This is a genomic window from Streptomyces sp. NPDC001750 (assembly GCF_042892615.1).
GTDB lineage: Bacteria > Actinomycetota > Actinomycetes > Streptomycetales > Streptomycetaceae > Streptomyces.
Genome location: NZ_JBIAUE010000001.1, coordinates 415,597 through 436,110, shown reverse-complemented (window position 1 = coordinate 436,110; position 20,514 = coordinate 415,597). Strand labels below are relative to the sequence as shown.

Genomic DNA, 20,514 nt, shown 5'->3' with positions numbered 1-20,514 from the left:
GGGCGGTCGTCAGCCGGCCGCGCGGGCCCCGGCGTCGGTGGTCCTGGCGTCGCGGTCGGCGGCGTCACGGGTCGTGGCCTCGCCCGCCCCGGAGCCGCGGACCTCGGAGCCGGGACGGCCCGAGCGACGCAGCAGCCGGGCGACCGGGGTGAACCAGCGGGTGGGCGCGAACAGCACGAACACGACGAGCACGAGGTGGGTGATGATGAACGCGTACGCCTCGTACTTGCTGGCGGCGTGGCCGAGGAAGACCGTCATGTGCGAGGCCCAGGTCCACACCTCGGGAATGGTCTGCCACTGCGGGTCGGTGTGGTCGTTGACGGTGAGGTAGGCGAAGTCCTCGACGCCGGAGAGCATCAGCAGGATCATCGCGTAGGACAGCCGGCGCACCAGGTGGGAGGCGCCGCCGCCGACGCGGAACGAGAAGACGAGGCTCAGCACGACGAACGGCGTCAGCGTCAGGATGTAGTAGTAGAGCTCGGGGTGGTCCTCGGCGACGAAGAAGATCTTCGGCACGAAGTAGATGAAGTAGACGAGGAAGCAGAGCGGTATCGCCAGGTGGAGATGGATCCTCCTGGCCCATGCCGGGTCGAGCTGGGCGACCGCCTCGGTGGCCAGGACGAACGGCACCAGCTTGAACAGCAGGATGCCGAGGCTCTTGACCTCGCGGTCGTGGGGCATGACGAACCACACGATGCCCGCGAAGACACCGGCGAGTACGAAGAGGATCAGGAAGGGCGCGTTGCGCCGGACGGTGTTCAAGGGGTCTTCTCCGTAAGGAGTCGGGTGTCGGAGCCGGGGCCGGGAGCGGCGTCGGTGGCGGGCGGGATGTCGGGGGCGCGGTCCGGGTCGGGTTCCACGTCGAAGCGCAGCAGGGCGTCGGCGCGGGCGCGCGCCTCGCGGAGTTCGGTGTGGCTGTCGGCGACGAGCAGGAGGTAGCCGAGCTTGTGGCCCGCCTGGGTGTAGCGGTGGACCTTGCCGCCGGGGCTCGCGAAGATCTGGAGTTCGGCGGTCTGCGGCAGGGCGCGGACGGCATCGGCCCCCTCGACGGCGCGCAGGACGCCGTCGGTGTCGCTGGTGAGGATCCGCAGGGCCGTCTTCTTGTTGTGGCGAGGCGTCAGGTCGAAGTCCTCGCCCAGCGCGAGGCGCAGCGCGGCCTCGTAGGTGTTGATGCCGTAGGCGTGCTTGACCAGGAGCGGCATGCCGTTGCCGCCGAGCCGGGCGCCCATCTCGATGAAGCGGATCTCCTCGGTGTGCTCGTCGACGACGAAGTCGAAGTTGACCGGGCCGTCGACGTGTCCGAGCTCCCCGCAGACGTCCATGATCAGGGAGCGGAGCCGGATCTCGGTGGCGGGCGCCAGTTCGGCCGGCACCGTGTGGCCGGTGGTGATCATCCGGGGGGCGCCGGTGGTGGTGCGTTCGGTCACGGCGACGGTACCGAGCCGGGCGCCCCGCAGGAACGCCTCGGCGGACAGGTGCCGGCCGAGCAGCATCTCCTCGACGATCACCTGCCCGGAGAAGGAGTAGCGCCGTGCTTCGTCGAGGGCCGCCGGCAGCGCCTCGGGGTCGGCGACGACCTGGACGCCCTTGCTGCCGGAGGAGTCGCTCGGCTTGACGATGACGGGCATCGGCAACTCGGCGGCTGCCCTGCGCAGTTCGGCGGGGTCGTCGGACTGGACGTGGCGGTAGGTGGGCAGGCCGAGCCGGGCGAGGACGGAGTGGAAGTAGCCCTTGTCGACGGAGGCCCGTACGGCGTCCGGGGACGGCTGGTGCGGGGTCTTCAGGAGTCTGCTCAGTTCGGCGACCGATTCCTGGGCCGCGTCGCTGGCGGGCGAGACGACCGCCGCGACGTCGAGGTGCCCGACCATGGCCGCGATCCGCTGCGGATCGCGGGTCGTCATGCACAGGAACAGGTCGGCGGCGGCGGCGCCGAGCGCCTCGGGGCGCTGGTCGACACCGATGACGCCGTGGCCGAGGCGGCGGGCCTCGTGGTAGGCGGGCAGCTGGTCCTCGCCCCCGCCGAGCACGAGGATGTGGGACTTGGTCATGGCAGATTCCCTGTCTGCAGCATCGGTCCGGGGGTCGCCCGGCCGGTGGGCTCGTTCTGGTACGCGTAGAGGTCGTCGCGCGGCCGTAGGGGGATGTTGGCCTCGCGGATCTGGTAGCGCGGCAGGCCGGCGCTGCCGCGCATGATGCGCACCAGGTAGCGGGCGAGCAGCGCGAGCGCGCCGAGACCGGCGGCGTGCAGGACCACGGACGCGGTGGCGAGGAGGGGGACGTCGCCGTGGCCGATCGCGAGCGCCGCGGCAGCGGCGGCGGCGACCGCCGCCGCGACGTAGACGAGGGCGAGGGGCCGGTAGGAGAAGCCGACGAACAGGTCGATCGCGTGCCGGAACAGCTTGCCCAGCGACCACTTGCCCCGGCCCGCGCTGCGCGCGGAGTGCGCGGTCTCCACCGTGGTGTACCGCGCGCCGATCAGCGGCAGGGTGGCGATGAAGTACGGGGTGCTGACCTCGCAGTCGGCGACCTTGCGGGCCACCGCGGTGCGCACCACCCGGAACACCGAGGCGTGCACGGGCAGTTCGATCCCGAGGATCCGGGTGGCGATGGCCTGGTGGCCCCGGGTGCCGAGCCGGCGGTACCAGGGGTCCTGGCGGGCCCTGCGGACCGCGAAGACCGCGTCGTAGTCGCCCTCCACGGCCCGCCCCGCCAGCCTGTGGAGTTCGGCGGGCGGGGACTGGAGGTCGGCGTCGAGCTGGACCGTCCATTCCTTCGAGGCGTAGGCGAACCCGGCGGTGAAGGCCGATTCGAGACCGAAGTTGCGGGCGAACGAGAGATAGGCGACGCGCGGGTCCGACGCGGCTATTCGCTTGATGATCTCAAGAGTGCGGTCGGTGCTTCCGTCGTCGATGAAGAGGATCTCGGAATCCTCGTACCGGTATATCTCCTTCTTGATTTCCAGGTATGCCTGCTCTATGCACTCCTCCTCGTTGTAACAGGGCACCATCGCGGTGATCGAAAGCGTGGCAGGCAACCTGGCCATCATTCGCAGCTCTCTCTTTTTCCGCCCCTCCGGAATTCCTGATTCCTAAGGGCTGGCCCGTGATCCGTGGTGGATCAGCGCGCGGCGTCAGATGTGGTGCATCGCAAGGCGGAGGGGCGCCCGCATACTGGACGTATGCGGGCGTTCCGACAACGCGGCGAGGTGCCGCAGCTGTCGTCGCGTGCCCGCCAGGGATTACGTGACAGCCCTTAGTCGAACATCGCCGTCATGGTCTCGTGCGTGGCGGTCTTCGACAGGTCGGCGCCGCTGGCCCAGCAGGTGTTGAGGATGATGCGGGTCTTGTCCGCGTTCAGCGGGACCGTGCGGTGCAGCGTGGTGTCGGAGCGCAGGAAGTACAGGTCGCCCTTGGCGTGCCCGTAGGAGCGGATCGGGTGCTCCTGGAGGTACTCCTCGACGCGCGGGTCGTCCTTGTTCCAGTCGGTGTGGGGGATGGCCTGGAGCATGCCGCCGAACTCCAGGGCCGGCGCCTCGATCAGCCAGATGACGGTGAAGCTGAAGTCGCCCCAGTGCCAGCCGTGGGTGTCGCCCTTCTGGTGCTGGCGGGTGATGATGTACTTCTCCTCGTCCCACGGGCAGTCCATCACCTCTTCCTTGGCCAGGCGGGACAGGAAGCCCTTGAGCGCGGGGGACTCGTAGACGGCGGGGATGAGCGAGCCGTCCGAGGCGATCGCCTTCTGGCCGACCGTCGACATGTAGCGCGGCGAGTCGCCGGTCTCCTTGAGGCGGATGTCGATGCGCTTCTGGTGGGTGTCGATCAGCTGGTGCGTCTCGTCGGCGACCGCGGCGAAGACCTCCTCGGAGACCAGGCCGGGAAGCTTGACGTAGCCCTCGCGGCGGAAGTGCTGGGAGAGCTTGAGGACTTCGTGGTCGCTGCTGAAGCGCTCCGTGATGTTCTTCGAGATCAGCTCTTCCACATTGGCCGCGGTGATGGCGTTCTGCGACATGGGGGTACGACTCCTTACGCATTGCGGCTGCCGGAATTCACGGTTCGGGTTTCCCCGCGCTCCCCGTGCCCGGTCGCTGTTGACGGCTCGATTCTGCTGGGAGGCCCGTCTGCGCCGGTAGTGTCCCGTTCACCGATTGCGCGTGAACAACCTTCGCCGACCACCCCGCATGAGGAACCCACACCGCATGTGAGATCTTCATGCCGGGGCAGTCGATGAGAAATGCACGCTTGCGGTGGCCGGTATCTTCCTGTCACATTCCAATGCGCCCCGGGGATCAATCCTGCGATTCCCGTACGGGTACGCCATGCGATTCCAGGGACGTGATTCCGGGGACGCGAATCCGGGGGACGCGATTCCAGGGAGGGTATGAGAATGGCCAGGAAAGCTGTAGTGGCCGGCGGGGCGGGATTCCTCGGCTCGCATCTGTGCGAACGGCTGCTCGCGGACGGGTGGGGCGTCGTCTGCGTCGACAACTTCAGCACCGGCGATCCGCAGAACGTGGCCCACTTGGCCGACGAGCACGGGTTCCGGCTGATCGAGGCCGATGTGTGCGAGGGGCCGCTCGCCGTCGAGGGCGAGGTCACGGCCGTACTGAACCTCGCCTCGCCCGCGTCCCCCGTCGACTACCTCGAACTGCCGCTGGAGACCCTTCGGGTGGGGGCCGAGGGAACCCGCCATCTGCTGGACCTCGCCCGGGAGAAGAACGCCCGGTTCGTGCTCGCCTCCACGTCGGAGACGTACGGCGACCCGCTGGTGCATCCGCAGCCCGAGAGCTACTGGGGCAACGTCAACCCGGTCGGGCCGCGGTCCGTGTACGACGAGGCGAAGCGGTACGCCGAGGCGCTGACCATGGCCTACCGGCGCACGCACGGCGTCGACACCGGCATCGTCCGCATCTTCAACACGTACGGGCCCCGCATGCGCGCCCACGACGGCCGTGCCGTGCCCACGTTCATCCGGCAGGCACTCGCCGGGGAGCCGATCACGGTGGCCGGTGACGGGTCGCAGACCCGGTCGCTGTGCTACGTGTCCGATCTGGTCGACGGCCTGGTGCGGATGGCCGGGCACACGCTGGCCGGACCGGTCAACCTCGGCAACCAGGAGGAGATCTCGATGCTCCGGCTCGCCGAGTGGGTCCGCGAACTCACCGCGTCCCGGTCCGCCATCGTGCGGGTGCCGCGGCCGGTGGACGACCCGTCGGTCCGCCGCCCGGACACCACCCGGGCCCGCGAGGACCTCGACTGGCGGCCGACGTTCAGCACCGCGCGGGGCCTGGCGGAGACCGTCGCGTGGTTCCGGAGCCCGCCCCGGGGCGAGCGCGGGGCCCTGCAGCTGACGGGTGCAGAGGATTTGTAGGCACGACCGGCATCCTGGCCGGGCAGTTGTGCGACGAGGGGGATCGACGTGTCGGCCCTGGGCAGTTTCTCGAAGGTCCCGTCCGGCCGGGGCGGTCCAGAGGCCGGTCGGGGGTGCCCGGAGGTCCGTCGGGCGAGTCCGCCGTCCGGCCGGGGGCGCCCGGACGCGCGCCGGGGCTGCCCGGGGTCTTGCCGCAGGTGCCTGGAGTTCCGCCGGGAGTGTCCGCATACGCGTCGGGCGCCGGACGGCACACCGCACCTGACCCCAGGCGATGCGCCACGTCCGGCGCCCGACGTCGGCCCGGGAGGAAACCTCGCCGGTCCGCGAGGGTTGCTCGCCCACCCGTGGGGGCTCCTCGCCGGTCCGCGCGGACGGCGAGGGCGGGTCTCAGACGCAGAGCCAGCCCCGGCCGGCGGCGAGGGCGCCCGCCTCGAACCGGCTGCGGGCGCCCAGTCGTTGCATCAGGTCGGCCGTGATGCGCCGGGTCGTGCGCACCGACACCCCCAGCTGACGGGCGATCGCGTCGTCCGTCATGCCCTGGCCGAGCAGTTCGAGCACCGCCCGTTCCGGCGGCGAGAGCGGGTCCTCGCCGGTACGGGACGCGGTCTCGCCCAGCGGGCGCGCCTGCTGCCAGGTGTGTTCGAAGAAGGCCAGCAGCGCGGCCACGGCGCCGGTGCCGTGCAGCACCAGGGCGCCCAGATCCGCGGCGGTCGGGTCCACCGGGACGATCGCCGTGTCCCGGTCGTAGATGAGCATCCGCGACGGCAGCCGAGGCACGGTCCGTACCTGACCGCCGCGCGCCCCGAGCCAGTTCACGTACTCCCGGGTGGCCGGCGAGTTCGCGGCGCTGTCGAGGAACACGTACCGCAGCTGGACGCCCCGGTCGACGGCCGCCCGGTCGAGCGGCCGGGCGGCGTCCAGGTTCTCCGCGCTCTGCGCGCCGCCCGGTACGAACGCCGCCACCTCGGTGGTGCAGGTGTTCGCGAGGTGCTCGATCTTGGACTGGATCTGGTCCATCGTCCTGAGCTTCTGCACCTCGTTGGCGGTCTGTCCGCCCGACGCGCGAATATCGGCCAGCATCCGGGTCATGGCGAGTCGGCTCGCGCTGATCTGGCGCTGGCGTTCGAGAACCTCCTCCTCCTGGCTCATCAGGAGCGCGGTCAGTCCCAGTTCGGGGTCGACGGGCCGTCCCGGACCGCCGTCCGCCGACGGACGCACCAGCGAGAGCGCGGCCAGCCGGTCCAGCGCTGCACGAAAGCGCTCCTCCGTCCAGCCCAACTGACTTACGAGACCGGAAATGCCCCCTGTGCCACCGGCGAGCATCGCGCGGTACACCGCTTCCTCGTCCGGCCCGAGGCCCAGTTGACGCAGCATCTATCCCTCCCCCAAAGGCAGAAGCCCCACAGTCCGCACGCGACACCCACCTGGGTGGCGGGTGCGGCCGATGTGAGCCAACACCTTATTCGATGGCCGAAAGTTCACAGGAGTTCCACGGAATCGGCTATGGCAAGTGGAAGGCGGTCGTCATGTACGTCGTGAACCTTCACCCCGATCCGGCCCACGGTCGCTGGGCCGGTGACATCGGCGCGGCGCTGTGGGGGGCGGTCCGTCCCGGCCACGGGGTGGAGCACATCTACGCCCAGCCGGCGCCCTCGGGGGCCGCGGTGCTCTTTCTGTGCCAGCCCACCCTGGCGGACGCCGAACGCGCCGCCGACGACGTCCTGGCGCGGTGTCCGGCGCGCTTCACGAGGGGGTCGGTCGTGCCGCTGACCATGCTGGTCGAGCTGCTGGCCTACGAGAGCCACCCCTGGTGACGGGTCGTCGCCACGAGCGGGGGCCGCACCGCGGCGCCGTCCGCGATCTTGTCCGTGTCCTGCCATTGCAGCTCCCTGACAGAGTCAACCCTGTGCAAAGTTCTGGCCATCGCGCAGAGTTGATATCACCGGTCAGGACGCCTCGCCAGAACGGCGAAGCCTCACGGCAGATCTTCGTACGACCACACGAGGCCCGCCCGTACCGGTAAGGAGCCTTGTCGGACGACCTCCGATCGGAAAGCGTGCGTGCCAGGGCGTGGCCGCCCGGTAAGAGGTCACCCGACAGGCTCCAAGGGGAGACCGCCGCACGTGACCGGACCAGGCCCCGTGCGTACAAACAGGGGGATACGATGCACTTTTCGTACGGAACCACCCGCACCCGGACGCTTGCCGCCGAGACGTCCGGCCCTCACTTCCACGAGTACCGCACGGGCTTCCACGAGTCCCGCACGGACCGGCCCGGCAACATCTGGGGTCCGTGACCCCGTGGCCGCGAAGCAGACCCCGTACCCGGACACGCGAGCTCCGCACCCGGACGCGGCGCGAGCCGCGCGTCCGGACACGACAAAAGCCCTGTACCTGAACCTGCTCGGGCCGGTGGAGGCCCACCTCGGCGCGACCCCGCTCAACCTCGGCGGCGCCAAACCCCGCACGGTCCTGGCGGCCCTGCTGATGGCCCGCGGCCGGGTCGTCGCCGACACCGAGCTCACCGCACTGCTGTGGGGCGACCGCCCGCCCGCCACCTGCACCGCCCAGATCCACACGTACGCCTCCCGGGTACGCCGCCTGCTCGGCGCCGGCATCGACGTGGAGCGCCGCCGCCCCGGCTACCTCATCCGGCTGCCGGAGCACGGCGTCCACGTCGACCTGCTCGCCTTCCAGGAGCGGGCGGCGCGCGGCGCCGCCGCGCTCGCCGCGGGCGACGCGCGGACCGCGGCCGACACCCTGCGCGACGCCCTCGCCTGCTGGCGGGGCGAGGCGCTGGGCGGCGTCTGCGACCCGCTCGTCGTCGCCGGGCGCGACCGGCTGGAGGAGGAGCGCCTGGTCGCCCTCGAACGGCGTATGGACGCCGACCTGGAACTGGGACGGCACGGCGAACTGATCCCCGAGCTCATCGCCGAGATCGCTTCCCACCCGCTGCGCGAGGGACTGCGCGCGAAGCTGATGACCGCGCTGTACCGGGCGGGCCGGCAGGCCGACGCGCTCGCCGCCTACCGGGCCGCGCGCGCCACGCTGGCCGAGGAGCTGGGACTGGACCCCTGCGCCGAACTCCAGCGTCTGCACCAGGCCCTGCTCACCGGCCATCCGTCCCTGCTCCAGCCGCGCCCCGTCCCCACCGCCGCCGTACCGGCCGCCACCGCTCCGGTCGCCGCAGCCCCCGTCTCCGCCCCGCTTCCCGTGCCCGCCGAACTGCCGCCCGCACCCGTCCGCTTCACCGGCCGCGACCAGGAGGTGCTGCGGCTGAGCACGGCCCTGAGCGACCACCGCCCGCGCGGCGGCGAACCGGCCGTGCACGTCGTGACCGGCATGATCGGCGTCGGAAAGACGGCCGTGGTGCTCCGGACCGCGCACCGGGTCCGGCACCGCTACCCGGACGGTCAGATCCACCTCGACCTCCGCGGCTCCGGCCCGGACCCGCTCGAACCGGCGGACGCGCTCGCCGAGCTGCTGCGGCTGCTCGGTGTGGCCCCCGACCGGATTCCGGCCGGTTCCGACGACCGGGTACGGGCCTATCGCACCCGGATCGCGGACCGGCGGCTGCTGCTCGTCCTCGACGACGCGGCCGACGAGCGCCGGCTGCGCCCGCTGCTGCCGGTGACCGAAGGCTGCGCGGCCCTGATCACGAGCCGCTGCGCGCTGCCCGCCCTCGACGGCGTGGGCCGGATCGCGCTGCGCCCGCTGCCCGCGGCGGACGCCCGCGGGCTGTTCGACGCGCTGACGGGCCCGGCCCGTACCGCCGCCGAACCCCGGGCGGCCGATGCCGTCGTCGAGGCGTGTGCGGGGCTGCCGCTGGCGCTGCGCATCGCCGGTCTGCGGGCCGCCGCCCGGCCGCTGCGTCCGCTGGCGACGCTCGCCCGGCGGCTGACCGCACCGCACCGGGCCCTGGACGAACTCGCCCTGGGCGACCTGTCGGTGCGGGAGAGCCTGATGGACGGGTATCGCAGACTCGCCCCGCCGGGCCGACGCGCCCTGCGGTTCCTGTCGGCGCTGGGCCCGCACCCCGTGCCGCCGCAGACCGCCGCCCGCGCGCTCGGCGTCGGGCCCGACCGGGCCGAGGACCTGCTCGACGGGCTCGCCGAGGAGCATTGGACCGAGCGGGTCGACCTCGGCGGCGGCCCCGGCCACCGGCTGCACCCGCTGGTCCGGCTGTTCGCCGGGGAGTTGCTGGCCCGCGAGGAGGGCGGCGTACCGCTGCCCCTGCCGGTACGGTCCGGCGCCGGCGTCCCGCTGTCGCCGCCGGTGCGGTCCGCGGCCGGACCCGTGCTCCCGGTGGGGGCGGCGGCCGGACCTCTACCGCCGGTACGGTGCGCGGTCGGCGTCCCGCTCCCGCTGTCGCTGGGACCGGCCCCGGTCCGCGTCCGCGCCGGCCGGGCGAACTGACCCGTACGGGGCGAGGACCGGGGACGCGCTCCGCACCCATCGGACGAGCCCGACCGGCGCCCGGCCCGTGTCGGCCGTGCGCGCCCGCACCGGCCGCGCTGACCCGGGCAGACCCGTGTCGACCCGGGCAGGCTCGTGACCCCGCGCAGGCCCGAGTCGAGCGGAGCCGGCCCGGGGGTGTGAGGGCCGCGTCCGCCGCCCGCCGCTCGTACGGCTCGCCCCGCGGCACACCGTCGCCGGTTTCCGCCTGGCGGCACCGACGGAGATGAGGCACAGTCCGCACATGCCCGCACCTTCTGGATTCAGTTACGAGACCCGCGCCGACGGCACGGTCGTCATCACCCACCGCGGCCGCAAGGCCACCACCCTGCGCGGCCCCCGCGCCGCGCAGTTCGTCGCCGAGATCGAATCCGGCGACGAACAGGCCGTCATGGCCCGCTGGACCGGCTCCTACAAGTTCGGCAACGAACGCACCGCCCGCAACCATCCGAGAAACCAACGGCGCCGTGGCTGATACGCGCGCCGCCCGAAGGACACCTGCCATCCATGACTGACACCACGACCCTCTCTCCCGCACCCCGCCGGATCGCCGTGTTCGGCGCGGGCTACATCGGCCTGGTGACCGGGGCCTGCTTCGCCGAGCTCGGTCACCGGGTGGTGGTACGCGACATCCAGCCGGAGCGGATCGAGCTGCTGCGCTCCGGCGACGTCCCGTTCTTCGAACCCGGCCTCGGCGACCTGATCATCCGGAACAAGGAACGGCTGTCGTTCACCCTCGACGCGGACGAGGCCGTACGGGACGCCGAAGCGGTGTTCGTCTGCGTCGACACCCCGCCCACGGCGTCCGGCGACGCCGACCTCTCCCGGGTGTGGGCCGTCGTCGAGGCGCTGAAGAACACCGCGTCGCACCTGGTCGCGATCGTGGTGAAGAGCACGGTGCCGGTCGGCACCGGCAGCCGGGTGCGGGCCGCCCTCGACGAGGCGGGCCTGAGCGGCGTCGGCTACGCCTCGAACCCCGAGTTCACCGCTGAGGGAAGTGCGGTCGCCGACTTCCTGCACCCCGACCGGGTGGTGATCGGAGCCTTCGACGAGGCCACCGCCCACTGGGTGGAGGGGCTCTACACCGGCATCGACGGACCGGTCGACATCATGGACGTCGCCTCCGCCGAGATGGTGAAGCTCGCGTCCAACGCGCTGCTCGCCACGAAGATCACCTTCATCAACGAGATCGCGACCGTGTGCGAGGCCACCGGGGCGGACATCACGCAGGTGGCCCGCGCGGTCGGCCGGGACCACCGGCTCGGGCCGCACTTCCTGAACGCCGGTCTCGGATACGGGGGTTCGTGCTTCCCGAAGGACTCCCGGGCGCTGCGCGCGATGGCCAGCAACTCCGGCTATCCCTTCCAGCTCCTCAACGCCGTCATCGAGGTCAACGAGCTCCAGCCCCGGCGCGCCATCCAGCGACTGAAGTCCGAACTGGGCGGGCTGCGGGGACGCCGCGTCGCCCTCCTCGGCCTGACGTTCAAGCCCGGTACGGACGACATGCGCGAGGCCCCCAGCACCGTCATCGCCTCCCGCCTCCTGGCCGAGGGCGCCGAGGTGACCTGCTGGGACCCGATGGCCCGCCCCGGCGAGGCCGAGCCCTGGACCTCGACGACCCGTCACCAGGACGTGGCGGACGCCGTGACGGACACCGACGCGGCCGTGCTCGTCACCGAGTGGCCCGAACTGGCCGACGTCGACTGGCATGCCGCGGCCCGCCGCATGCGCGGCCCGCTGATCCTCGACGGCCGCAACCTGCTGGACTCCGAGGCGCTGCTGGACGCGGGCTTCACATACATGAGCGTGGGCCGGGCGACCCGGTACGGCCGGGAGCCCGCGCGTACCGCGGCCACCCGCCCCGAGGGCGCGTAGCACCGGCCTCCGTGAGCCGGCGACCCGGGCGTCATTGGGCGGCCGGTGACCGGGCGGCGGTGCGGCTGTGCGAACGTGGCACCGAACAGGGTGGCCGTCGCCTCCCCGGCGGCGTCCGTACGTGAAAGGCACACAGCATGTCGCCGTCCCCAGGGGTGGGCACACACCCCGATCTGCCCGACACACTGGTCCACTTCACCGGCAGGCCGAGGAGCGAGAAGGACGTACCCCCGGATTTCGCCCGGGGGAGCGCGGAGGACCGCATGGTGAGCGTACTGCGGGGCGGAGTGCTGCGCGGTACGAAGGTGTTCGGGTCCGATCTGCCGGTGATCTGCTTCAGCGAGGCGTCGGAAGCCGCGCGCCGGGTGATGCTCCGCGACGGGGTGGTCGAGCGGCGCGGACCCTACGCGCCGTGGGGCCTCGCCCTCGACCGCGAGGCGTTGATCGACGCGGGCGTCCGCCCGGTGCTCCACCTGTCCGGGGAGGAGATGAGACTGACGCAGGGGCTGCCGTCCCGGCTGCGGAACCGGCGGGTGCGCTACGACCCCGGCAGCTCCGACTGGTTGCACGAACGGGAGTGGCGCCTGTGCTTCGACGCCGACGAGACACCCGAACTGGCCCTGACACCCGAACTGGTGGTCGGCGTCGTCGTCGGCATCCGGGGCTGGCTCCCGCCGGGCGAGGTCACGCCACTGCCCCTGAAGGGCTTGGGCACGGCCACCCTCACCCAGTACGCCGCGCCCGCCCACAAGCTCGCCCGCTGGTGGTGGGACGGCGAGGACCTCGTCCCGGACGGCGAGTTCGACATCGAGGAGCAGCAGCGCATGGAGGCCACCTTCTACGAACCGTTCACGTTCTAGTGCCGCTCCCGGCAACGTTTGCCCCGTCGCACCGTCCAGCACGCGCTCCCCCAAGGCCTTAAGGGCCAGGGGGACCCCCTTCGGCGTTGGCCGAGACCCCACGTAGCCCTTCCCCAAGCTCTCGACTTCGTTCGAGCAGGGGAGACCCCATCCGAGGGCTTTCGGCCGCCTTGCGATCAATGGGGTCTCCCCTGCTCGAACAAGGCTGAGAGCTTGGGGAAGCACCGGACGACGCTCCTTGCGGCAAACCTTGCCGGTCACGGCACTAGTGCCGCGACCGTGCCCCCGAAGTGTCCTTCATGGCGGCGGTCGCCTCGGTTCGACCCGTCGCAGCGGCGAGCACCGTGAGGATGCCGTCCACCTCGGTCTCGCGGACCCACGACTCGTCGCCAGTGCCCGTGCGGGGCCGGTGGTGACCTCTGTGTCGCCGCCGTGCCTCGCCCAGCCCGAGATCCAGCCCCCCGGCCGCACCCTCCCTGGATCGTCACCTTCCCGCGAGTGCGAGATCGGCCCAGACGGTCTTGCGGGGAAAAGGCCCTGCTCGCACACCCCACCGGACCGAGAGCGCCTCGACGATCAACAGCCCCCGGCCCGCCACGGATTCGCCGTCCGGCTCCGGCACCCGGGGCATCGCGTCCCCGCGGGCATCGGTGACCTCGATACGGAGCGTGTCCCCGTCGACGGTCAGCGAGATGCGGAAGTCCCTGCCCGGTACGTGGCCGTGCAGCGCGGCGTTGGCCGCCAGCTCGGCGACGACCAGCCCGGCGTCTTCCAGCGGCAACCCCCAGGAACGGAGCTGCTCGGTCGCGAGAAGCCTGGCGAGCCGGGCGCCCCGACGGGTGGCGGAGAGCTGCACGGCGAACTTCTCGGCAGGTACACGCGGTTGGGTGATTTCTCGATTCACGTCACTCAGCGTGGCCGACGCTGCCTACGCTGAAAAGCAATGACATGGGTACGGACGGTGACTGTCCAGCGGTGGTACGGGGCTGTCCATCCAGTACGGCGCCGGGCGCGGAACCGCGTGGGCGCGGAGCGAAGGCGGGGTGTCGTATGACGGACGAGGACAGGGGCAGCGGCGTCATCGAGGACCTGGGGTTCCTCGCGACGGACGGGACGGACGACGCCGACCAGTGCGTCGACCTGGAGGACGACTCGGGCGCGGTGATCGCGGCGGTGGGCCGACAGATCCGCCTCTGGCGGGAGTCGGCGGGTCTGCGGGCGAAGGACTTGGGCGACGCGATCGGTTACGGGGAGAACCAGGTCTACAAGGTGGAGGGCGGCAAACGCATCCCCAAGCCGGAGTTCCTGGACAGGGCGGACCAAGTCCTGGGCGCGGGCGGCAAGATCGCCGCGATGAAGAAGGACCTGAGGGAGGCGCGGTACCCGAAGAAGGTTCGGGATCTGGCGAACCTGGAGAGGGCTGCGGTCGAAATCGGGGCTTATGCCAATGGTGTCGTAGACGGACTGCTTCAGACCGAGGAATATGCCCGTGCCCTGTACAAGGAGCGACGTCCCGCCTACACCGAGGACCAACTGGACCGCTTGGTGGCTGCGCGGATGTCCCGCCAGGACATCTTTAAGCGAAGCCCAACACCCCTTCTGACCTTTGTTCAGGAAGAGGCGACACTCAGGCGGCCCACTGGAGGGAAGACGGCCCTGCGGCGCCAGCTTAAACACCTGCTAGAACTCAGCACGTTGAGGCACGTGGAAGTGCAGGTCATGCCAACGGAGACCGAGGAGCACGCGGGGCTGGCCGGCGGGCATCGGGTGCTTAAGCTGAGAGACGGTACGTCTGTGGGGCTCAATGAAGTTCAGCTCACGAGTCGGCTGATCAGTGATCCCAGGGAAGTCCAGATCCTTGAGATGCGATACGGCATGATCCGAGCCCAGGCGCTGACACCTCGGTTGTCACGGATCTTCATCGAGAAACTGCTGGGAGAGACATGAGCGCGAAGTCCTCGTCGGGAATCACCTTCGAGCTGGCATGGTTCAAGAGCAGCTACAGCACCAACGACGGACCCTCATGCGTCGAGGTCGCTGTGGCCCCTGGCGCGGTGCACGTGCGCGACTCGAAGGTTGCGCAAGGTCCGCGGCTCGGGTTCGCTCCGGACACCTGGTCGGAGTTCGTGGCGTACGCGTCCGCGTGCTGACGACCGTCGCGGTCCGTTCTATTCGTAGCGCCCCACCTCTCCGATTGTCGGGGAGGTGGGGCGGGCCGCTTTCTCGGGGAGCCTGGACGGGCTCCCCGCTCACGTGCCCGCCCACCGCCCTGGCCGACGACGACCCGAGAAGAACAGCCGTGGCTAAACAGCGCATCACCGTCTGCGTCCCGCCCTCCGAAGACCTTGCCGATTCCGATGCTCTGCGCCGCGCGATCAGGAAGGCCATGGCCCCGTACTACTACGACCGCTAGGACAGGCCGCACCCCGACTGGTGTGCCGAGCCGCGATAGTTGGCACCTGGCCACGCTGGTTGGCATCGCCCTCGTTCATCTGTGCCAAGATTCGTGTGACTCAGCAAGCAAACTGTCGTGTCAGCAAGGCATCTGTCGTCACGGGCAGATGTCGGTCTCACGGACTGTGCCGAAGCGCGGCAGTCGTCACTAGGCGCGATAGCGATAGTCGTCACCAAGGTCGAAACCTGTCGCCGAGCCTGGTCGGCAACCGCTGCCGTGCCATCCGCTCCGGGCCCACCATGGCCCAACACCGCCGGGGAGCCCGCCGGGAAACCGGTACCGGCAGACTGCCGGTACCGCGCGCCGCCGGTGGAGTCAGGGCGCGGCCGCGCGCGCCGCCTCCAACTCGGCCACCAGCCGCTTGACCCGCTTGTTGGTCCGGCCCGAGCCGTGGCCCGCCAACATGTGCAGCTGGTCCGTCCCGCCGGCGGCCAGCACCAGCTCCGGGACGTCGGACGAGTAGACCGTGCCCTCCAGGACGGCCACCCGCACCTCCCGGATGTCCGCCCACACGTAGGAGCGCGCCCCGAGCAGCCCGGAGTACTTCACCCCTGCCGGCCCGTAGGAGACGCCGAACACCGGCGCACGGAACGTCAGCACCACACCCGGCACGCCGAGGATCAGGACCGGAATCAGGTATTCCAGGTTTTCCACCCCCACGCGGGCCCACTTCGTCGCCAAGCCCGTCGCCATCACCACGGCGACCAGCAGACACGCACCGCCCAGCAGGAAGTAGGTGAGCGACCAGGCCGTGCGCCTCTTCCGCTTCCGCATGTCCACGCCCCCTTTCCGCGGCGCGCGGCGCCGTCCCGAGTTCGGGGGTGCCGCCACCGCCCGTGCGCAAGCATACGAACCAGTGGCCGCGCTGTCGGGGGCAAGGCACCGGCGCGACCCCCAACCCCCTCGTCGTCCTGCCCTGACCCTGTTTCTGCCCGCCACCTACGCTCTCGCGCCGGCCGCCGTCGTCACTCAACCCCTGGAGAACACCACAGCTCTGGAGTCCGCATGAGCCGCGCTGCCGACGTCCCCGCCGAGGCCCGCGCCCGCCGTGTCATGGACCAGTACGTGACGGAGTGCCAGGACACGGCACCAGGCCGAGCGTCCTCACCCTGGCCACCAAGCTTGGCCTGAGCAATACCACCTTCCGGCGGCACTTCCCCGACCTGGCCAAAGAGATCTCCACCATCCGCTCCAACCCGGAACCCGCTGCCGCGGCGGAGAAGCCCCCGAGCCCCTACGAGATTCTCGCCGCCAGGAACGCCAAGCTCCGCCGGACGAACCGGTCCCTGACCGAGAATCTCCGCTTCGCGGCGGCCCAGATCCAGCACCTGGCCGTGGACAAACGGCCGCTGACCACGGAGTCCCACGATCAGCGACGGTCACCCGTCCTCAGGCAGTTCCCTCGCGAAGAGCAGCCCTCGGACGGGACCAACCTTCTCCCGGAGAACTTCCGCGTCAAGCTGGTCCACGACGACGGCGCATCCAGCCCAGTCACCGCCGCACTCGATCACCATTTCCTTCACCGCCCTAGCCTGACTGCCGGTCTCGATCCAGTCGTCCACAAGCAGCACTCGGTCCCCCGACGTCACAGAGTCACTCTGGAGCCGGAGCGTGTGACGCAGCCCCCGATAGTCAGGAGACGCCTCACGCACAAGCTTGTCGCCGGGGAAGAGCCCTTCCGCCTTCCGTACTGGGATGAAACCAACGCCGAGCGCAACGGCAGCCGCACCGCCGAGGAGGAAGCCACGGGACTCCACACCGCAGACTGCGGTGATCCCCTCACCCCTGAACGGTTCCACCAGACCGGAGACCGCAGCTGCGAGCGTCACGGGATCCCTGAAGACCGCCCAGACATCCGCGTGTCCATCGATCCAGCGGAAGCGTTCCAGGACAAGATCCCGAGCCTTAGCAGACATGGCGGCGAGTCTCCCCGTCAGCACAGTCGTGATCAATCCATTTCAGAGGGGCCTGAGCGGCGGTCAACGGTCAGTCGAGAACTACCGCCACACGCTGGCGCTGGACGTATACACCCACTCCATCTGCGCTTTCCGGCTCACGCTGGTGTCGGACACATCGGTCGACGTTGCGATGGTGCTGCGGGACGTGATGCTCCCGCTGCCCATGCGGGCCGACTGGGACGGCGAGATGGAGTGGCCCTAGGCGCCTGCCCCAGGGAAGCCACCGGGCCGGTGACTTAGCCGCTTCGGTGACGCCACGTCACCGTCCATCGACGCGTCCACCCCTCACCGAGGGCCAGACCCTGGCACCCTGCCGCCACGCTGACGGGAACCAGCATGTTCTTCCATCTGCACAGATGGGACCACAGCGGCCCCGAGTGCGTAGAGGTGCCAGCCGTCAGCGGTGACGGGAAAGCCCTGCGTGACCTATCCACCCCGCCATCGAAGTAGCCAGCTCGCGTCGGCGGGGCGACTTCTCGGAGCTGGCGACAACTTGCTTGCCGAACGATCACCAACCGACAGATACCTCGCTGAATCAGCGACAGTTGTCGTGCTCACCCGCCCGGAGAACCGCACGTCGAGTAGTGCGGTTAGCGACAAGTAGCGTGCTGAGTCACAATTCGAGGGTGGATATGACCGACGTCACGCGTGCGATCGCGGCTGCGACTTCGGTCGCCGCATCGCTCGACCTGCCAGCCAACGATGCAATCGTTCTCCACAACTCGAACAAGCTGGCACTGCGGCTGACGCCATGCGACGTCTTTGCCCGGGTCGCCCCCGTGGGACAAGAGGTTGCACAGTTCGAAGTCGATCTCGCCCAGCGGCTCACCGGGGTCGGATGCCCGGTGTGTCCCTTGGAGCCTCGGGCGGACCCGCGTGTGTACACGCGCGATGGCTTCGCAGTGACGCTGTGGACCTACTACGAGCCCGTGACACCTCACACCTCACCAGTCGACTACGCCAAGGCGCTGGAGCAGCTGCACGCCGGCATGCGCAAGGTCGATGTGCCGAGCCCGAGGTTCACGGACCGGATCACGGAAGCGGAAGAAGTTGTCGCCGACCCGGATCGCTCGCCGGAGCTCACCGACGCGGACCGCGTGTTCCTCAGCGCCAGGCTGGCAAGCCTGCGACGAGCGATCGACGACCGCGGCGCCGTGGAGCAACTGCTCCACGGCGAGCCGCATCCAGGCAATGTGCTCAGCACGAAGAACGGCCCGTTGTTCATCGACCTTGAGACGTGCTGCCGTGGACCCGTCGAGTTCGATCTCGCCCATGTTCCCGAGGCGGTCTGCGAGCACTACCCAAGCGTTGACCAAGGGCTGCTGGACGAGTGTCGGCAGCTCGTCATCGCGATGGTCGCCGCGTGGCGTTGGGAGCTTGGCGACCAGTTTCCGAATGGGAGGCGATTCGGAGAGGAATTCCTGCGCTTGCTGCGCGAGGGTCCTCCTTGGCCGACACTCGACACGGTGACCAGGCGACTGGATGGTCTGTAGAAAACGCCCAAGGTCACGTGAAAAAGGCAAGGAACCAAGCGACGAGACTGTCGCGTTGCAACCCCATGCGCGCCGGCCTCGCTGCCGCGCTGAACCATGGCGCCGGTGCCAACAAACGTGGTAATTCATTACAGATGCCAAGAACCTTGGCCAGGCGGTGCCAACTAGTGCCGCATCAGGCAACGTTCGCCCCCGTCGCGACGCCCGGCACGCCCTCTCGCCGCACCGGCCGAAATCCCAAGTACATCCAGTACGAGGGCTTCCGGCCGGCACACCGAGAGCACGTACCGGACGCGCTCCTTGACGGGCAAACGTTGCCTGCCGCGGCACTAGCTTGGCCAGGCTGTTGGGAGCCTCAGGTCACATGGCCCGATTAGTGCCAACTGTCGTGGCCCGGCACACCTGGGTGGGTGAGTGGGACTACTGGTTCATCTCCGGTGCCAACTGCGCCTTCGCCGTGTTGCCCGAGCGCGAGGACGATGCCCGGCTGGTCCGGTTCGACGACTGGAACGATTCCGCCGAGGAACTGCCCCGGGACCGTTGCCACGGCGGGCCCCGCGGTCTCCTCGACCCGACACCGACCGTGAGGCCGTCGCGGACGAGGCTGCCCGGCGGTGGGACAGATGGACGCGGTTCGCCGCCGGTCATCCATCGGCGTTCCGTATAGGGAGAGCCGTGAGGAGTTCCCGCAAGCCTCGTCTCCGGGAGCCCGGGCGGCTCCCGCCCGCCCCACCATGGCCGGAAAACCGCATGCGGTGCGGGGGATCGATTGCAACGCTGAGGCCATGAGTGCTCAGCGTGATCCCGACCCCGCTTCCGGCAACGGCTCCGACCCGGCTCCCGACCCCGGCTCCGCCCCCGCACCCCCGGGCGCGGACCGGATCACCACACCTCCCACCCCCGACCTCGTACGCGGTGCGTTCGAGCTGGAGCGCACCGAGCACGGGGTGCTGCCGCACCGGCTGCCCGCGTGGGCCCGGGCGCAGGGGGACGGGCAGTTGGCGATGGTCGAGGCGCAGCCGTCCGGCGTACGGCTGGTGTTCCGTACCCGGGCCACCGCGGTCGAGCTGGACACGCTCCGTACCAGGCCGGTCTACCAGGGCGCCGCGCCGCGCCCGGACGGGGTCTACGACCTGGTCGTCGACGGGCGTCTTGTGGCGCAGGCCAGTACGACCGGCGGCAATGTCCTGGTAGCGGATCTGGTCAACGGGCCGGTGGAGACCCGGCCGGGGCCGGTCGGCACCGTCCGCTTCCCGCCGCTGCCGGAGGGGGAGAAGCGGGTCGAGATCTGGCTGCCGCACAACGAGATCACCGAACTGGTCGCCCTGCGCACCGATGCCCCGGTCGAGCCCGTGCCGGCGGACGGCCGCCGGGTGTGGCTGCATCACGGGAGCTCGATCAGCCACGGTTCGGACGCCGCGAGCCCCACCACGACCTGGCCGGCGCGGGCCGCGTCCCTCGGTGACGCGGAACTGGTCAACCTCGGGCTGGGCGGCAGCGCCCTGCTGGACGCCTTCACCGCGCGCGCCATGCGCGACACCGCCGCCGACCTGATCAGCGTCAAGATCGGTATCAACCTCGTCAACACCGACCTGATGCGGCTGCGCGCCTTCACCGCGGCGGTGCACGGCTTCCTCGACACCGTCCGCGAGGGACATCCCACCGCCCCGCTGCTGGTCGTCTCGCCCCTTCTCTGCCCCATCCACGAGGACACCCCCGGTCCCAGCGTCCCGGAGTTCGACGGGGGACGGCTCAGCGTACGGGCCGGGGGCGATCCCGCCGAACGGGTGGCAGGGAAGCTGACGCTCAACGCCATCCGGGACGAACTGGCCCGCATCGTGGCGCGGCGCGCGGCCGACGACCCGCATCTGCACTACCTCGACGGTCGCGAACTGTATGGCGAGGCGGACTTCGCGGAACTGCCGCTGCCCGACCAGTTGCACCCGGACGCCGCCACGCACCGCCGTATCGGTGAACGGTTCGCGGCCCTGGCCTTCGGTTCTGGGGTGTTCGCCGCCGCGGCCGAAGACCGGGGCTGATCGGTCGACGGGT

21 protein-coding genes are annotated in these 20,514 nt (G+C 70.4%); 13 read left to right on the top strand and 8 right to left on the bottom strand.

The window, feature by feature from the left end:
- Window positions 1–9: 9 nt before the first annotated feature.
- From ACFYY6_RS01905 to ACFYY6_RS01890, 4 genes are all read right to left on the bottom strand, one after another.
- Window positions 10–762: a hypothetical protein gene (locus tag ACFYY6_RS01905; protein WP_351519286.1), complete on the bottom strand. Its 753-nt coding sequence runs from the start codon at window positions 760–762 to the stop codon at window positions 10–12.
- On the bottom strand, window positions 759–2,048 hold the full coding sequence (locus ACFYY6_RS01900; protein WP_388648541.1) for an ATP-grasp domain-containing protein: 1,290 nt from the start codon (window positions 2,046–2,048) through the stop codon (window positions 759–761). The genes ACFYY6_RS01905 and ACFYY6_RS01900 overlap by 4 nt, the downstream gene beginning before the upstream one ends.
- A complete protein-coding gene (locus ACFYY6_RS01895) occupies window positions 2,045–3,043 on the bottom strand; it encodes a glycosyltransferase family 2 protein (RefSeq protein WP_389191464.1) in 999 nt (332 codons plus the stop codon). The genes ACFYY6_RS01900 and ACFYY6_RS01895 overlap by 4 nt, the downstream gene beginning before the upstream one ends.
- A gap of 209 nt (window positions 3,044–3,252) precedes the next feature.
- Window positions 3,253–4,008, bottom strand: coding sequence for an ArpA protein (locus ACFYY6_RS01890; RefSeq protein WP_351519282.1), 756 nt, complete (start codon window positions 4,006–4,008; stop codon window positions 3,253–3,255).
- Window positions 4,009–4,383: 375 nt separating this feature from the next.
- Here ACFYY6_RS01890 and ACFYY6_RS01885 point away from each other — a divergent pair, with 375 nt between their 5' ends.
- Complete coding sequence (locus tag ACFYY6_RS01885; RefSeq protein ID WP_386608695.1) at window positions 4,384–5,367, top strand: UDP-glucuronic acid decarboxylase family protein; 984 nt, start codon at window positions 4,384–4,386, stop codon at window positions 5,365–5,367.
- A 387-nt stretch (window positions 5,368–5,754) separates the two neighbouring features.
- Here the strand turns inward: ACFYY6_RS01885 and ACFYY6_RS01880 are convergent, their stop codons facing one another.
- The gene (locus tag ACFYY6_RS01880; RefSeq protein ID WP_351519280.1) at window positions 5,755–6,741 is read right to left on the bottom strand and encodes a LuxR C-terminal-related transcriptional regulator; all 987 of its coding nucleotides are present in this window, start codon (window positions 6,739–6,741) and stop codon (window positions 5,755–5,757) included.
- A gap of 92 nt (window positions 6,742–6,833) precedes the next feature.
- Between ACFYY6_RS01880 and ACFYY6_RS01875 the strand changes: the two genes are divergently transcribed.
- The 6 genes from ACFYY6_RS01875 to ACFYY6_RS01850 all read left to right on the top strand — a co-directional run bounded on the left by ACFYY6_RS01875 (window position 6,834) and on the right by ACFYY6_RS01850 (window position 12,556).
- Entirely contained in the window at window positions 6,834–7,181 is a 348-nt protein-coding gene (locus tag ACFYY6_RS01875) for a hypothetical protein (protein ID WP_351519278.1), read from the top strand.
- A gap of 350 nt (window positions 7,182–7,531) precedes the next feature.
- Entirely contained in the window at window positions 7,532–7,663 is a 132-nt protein-coding gene (locus ACFYY6_RS01870) for a hypothetical protein (RefSeq protein ID WP_351519277.1), read from the top strand.
- Between the two features lie 4 nt (window positions 7,664–7,667).
- A complete protein-coding gene (locus tag ACFYY6_RS01865) occupies window positions 7,668–9,782 on the top strand; it encodes a BTAD domain-containing putative transcriptional regulator (protein WP_351519276.1) in 2,115 nt (704 codons plus the stop codon).
- A gap of 283 nt (window positions 9,783–10,065) precedes the next feature.
- Window positions 10,066–10,296 carry a hypothetical protein gene (locus ACFYY6_RS01860; RefSeq protein ID WP_073786841.1) on the top strand — a complete coding sequence of 77 codons (231 nt, stop codon included), beginning with the start codon at window positions 10,066–10,068 and terminating at the stop codon, window positions 10,294–10,296.
- A gap of 32 nt (window positions 10,297–10,328) precedes the next feature.
- Complete coding sequence (locus ACFYY6_RS01855; RefSeq protein ID WP_351519275.1) at window positions 10,329–11,696, top strand: UDP-glucose/GDP-mannose dehydrogenase family protein; 1,368 nt, start codon at window positions 10,329–10,331, stop codon at window positions 11,694–11,696.
- Window positions 11,697–11,833: 137 nt separating this feature from the next.
- Window positions 11,834–12,556: a hypothetical protein gene (locus ACFYY6_RS01850; RefSeq protein ID WP_351519273.1), complete on the top strand. Its 723-nt coding sequence runs from the start codon at window positions 11,834–11,836 to the stop codon at window positions 12,554–12,556.
- A gap of 484 nt (window positions 12,557–13,040) precedes the next feature.
- On the opposite strand, the gene ACFYY6_RS01845 is transcribed toward ACFYY6_RS01850, so the two are convergent.
- A complete protein-coding gene (locus tag ACFYY6_RS01845) occupies window positions 13,041–13,460 on the bottom strand; it encodes an ATP-binding protein (protein ID WP_388648535.1) in 420 nt (139 codons plus the stop codon).
- 146 nt (window positions 13,461–13,606) lie between these two features.
- On the opposite strand from ACFYY6_RS01845, the gene ACFYY6_RS01840 reads away from it, so the two are divergent.
- Window positions 13,607–14,503, top strand: coding sequence for a helix-turn-helix domain-containing protein (locus ACFYY6_RS01840; RefSeq protein WP_388648533.1), 897 nt, complete (start codon window positions 13,607–13,609; stop codon window positions 14,501–14,503).
- Complete coding sequence (locus ACFYY6_RS01835) at window positions 14,500–14,706, top strand: DUF397 domain-containing protein (protein ID WP_386608692.1); 207 nt, start codon at window positions 14,500–14,502, stop codon at window positions 14,704–14,706. Before ACFYY6_RS01840 ends, ACFYY6_RS01835 begins: the two co-directional genes overlap by 4 nt.
- Before the next feature lie 620 nt (window positions 14,707–15,326).
- Here ACFYY6_RS01835 and ACFYY6_RS01830 read toward each other — a convergent pair.
- A complete protein-coding gene (locus ACFYY6_RS01830) occupies window positions 15,327–15,785 on the bottom strand; it encodes a hypothetical protein (RefSeq protein ID WP_388648529.1) in 459 nt (152 codons plus the stop codon).
- 605 nt (window positions 15,786–16,390) lie between these two features.
- A complete protein-coding gene (locus tag ACFYY6_RS01825; RefSeq protein WP_388648527.1) occupies window positions 16,391–16,927 on the bottom strand; it encodes a phosphoribosyltransferase family protein in 537 nt (178 codons plus the stop codon).
- A gap of 28 nt (window positions 16,928–16,955) precedes the next feature.
- Between ACFYY6_RS01825 and ACFYY6_RS01820 the strand changes: the two genes are divergently transcribed.
- The 4 genes from ACFYY6_RS01820 to ACFYY6_RS01805 all read left to right on the top strand — a co-directional run bounded on the left by ACFYY6_RS01820 (window position 16,956) and on the right by ACFYY6_RS01805 (window position 20,501).
- A complete protein-coding gene (locus ACFYY6_RS01820) occupies window positions 16,956–17,171 on the top strand; it encodes a hypothetical protein (protein ID WP_389191485.1) in 216 nt (71 codons plus the stop codon).
- A gap of 430 nt (window positions 17,172–17,601) precedes the next feature.
- A complete protein-coding gene (locus ACFYY6_RS01815) occupies window positions 17,602–18,462 on the top strand; it encodes a phosphotransferase (protein ID WP_388648744.1) in 861 nt (286 codons plus the stop codon).
- 376 nt (window positions 18,463–18,838) lie between these two features.
- On the top strand, window positions 18,839–19,129 hold the full coding sequence (locus ACFYY6_RS01810) for a hypothetical protein (protein WP_388648524.1): 291 nt from the start codon (window positions 18,839–18,841) through the stop codon (window positions 19,127–19,129).
- A gap of 118 nt (window positions 19,130–19,247) precedes the next feature.
- Window positions 19,248–20,501: a GDSL-type esterase/lipase family protein gene (locus ACFYY6_RS01805; RefSeq protein WP_389191260.1), complete on the top strand. Its 1,254-nt coding sequence runs from the start codon at window positions 19,248–19,250 to the stop codon at window positions 20,499–20,501.
- Window positions 20,502–20,514 lie beyond the last annotated feature (13 nt).

Coding starts and splice junctions, on each gene's coding strand:
- ACFYY6_RS01880 (WP_351519280.1), bottom strand. CDS start 6,741: ATGCTGCGTCAACTGGGCCTCGGGCCGGACGAGGAAGCGGTGTACCGC.
- ACFYY6_RS01860 (WP_073786841.1), top strand. CDS start 10,066: ATGCCCGCACCTTCTGGATTCAGTTACGAGACCCGCGCCGACGGCACG.
- ACFYY6_RS01830 (WP_388648529.1), bottom strand. CDS start 15,785: ATGCGGAAGCGGAAGAGGCGCACGGCCTGGTCGCTCACCTACTTCCTG.
- ACFYY6_RS01900 (WP_388648541.1), bottom strand. CDS start 2,048: ATGACCAAGTCCCACATCCTCGTGCTCGGCGGGGGCGAGGACCAGCTG.
- ACFYY6_RS01825 (WP_388648527.1), bottom strand. CDS start 16,927: ATGTCTGCTAAGGCTCGGGATCTTGTCCTGGAACGCTTCCGCTGGATC.
- ACFYY6_RS01805 (WP_389191260.1), top strand. CDS start 19,248: ATGAGTGCTCAGCGTGATCCCGACCCCGCTTCCGGCAACGGCTCCGAC.
- ACFYY6_RS01895 (WP_389191464.1), bottom strand. CDS start 3,043: ATGGCCAGGTTGCCTGCCACGCTTTCGATCACCGCGATGGTGCCCTGT.
- ACFYY6_RS01885 (WP_386608695.1), top strand. CDS start 4,384: ATGGCCAGGAAAGCTGTAGTGGCCGGCGGGGCGGGATTCCTCGGCTCG.
- ACFYY6_RS01890 (WP_351519282.1), bottom strand. CDS start 4,008: ATGTCGCAGAACGCCATCACCGCGGCCAATGTGGAAGAGCTGATCTCG.
- ACFYY6_RS01875 (WP_351519278.1), top strand. CDS start 6,834: ATGGCCGAAAGTTCACAGGAGTTCCACGGAATCGGCTATGGCAAGTGG.
- ACFYY6_RS01815 (WP_388648744.1), top strand. CDS start 17,602: ATGACCGACGTCACGCGTGCGATCGCGGCTGCGACTTCGGTCGCCGCA.
- ACFYY6_RS01870 (WP_351519277.1), top strand. CDS start 7,532: ATGCACTTTTCGTACGGAACCACCCGCACCCGGACGCTTGCCGCCGAG.
- ACFYY6_RS01855 (WP_351519275.1), top strand. CDS start 10,329: ATGACTGACACCACGACCCTCTCTCCCGCACCCCGCCGGATCGCCGTG.
- ACFYY6_RS01840 (WP_388648533.1), top strand. CDS start 13,607: ATGACGGACGAGGACAGGGGCAGCGGCGTCATCGAGGACCTGGGGTTC.
- ACFYY6_RS01850 (WP_351519273.1), top strand. CDS start 11,834: ATGTCGCCGTCCCCAGGGGTGGGCACACACCCCGATCTGCCCGACACA.
- ACFYY6_RS01835 (WP_386608692.1), top strand. CDS start 14,500: ATGAGCGCGAAGTCCTCGTCGGGAATCACCTTCGAGCTGGCATGGTTC.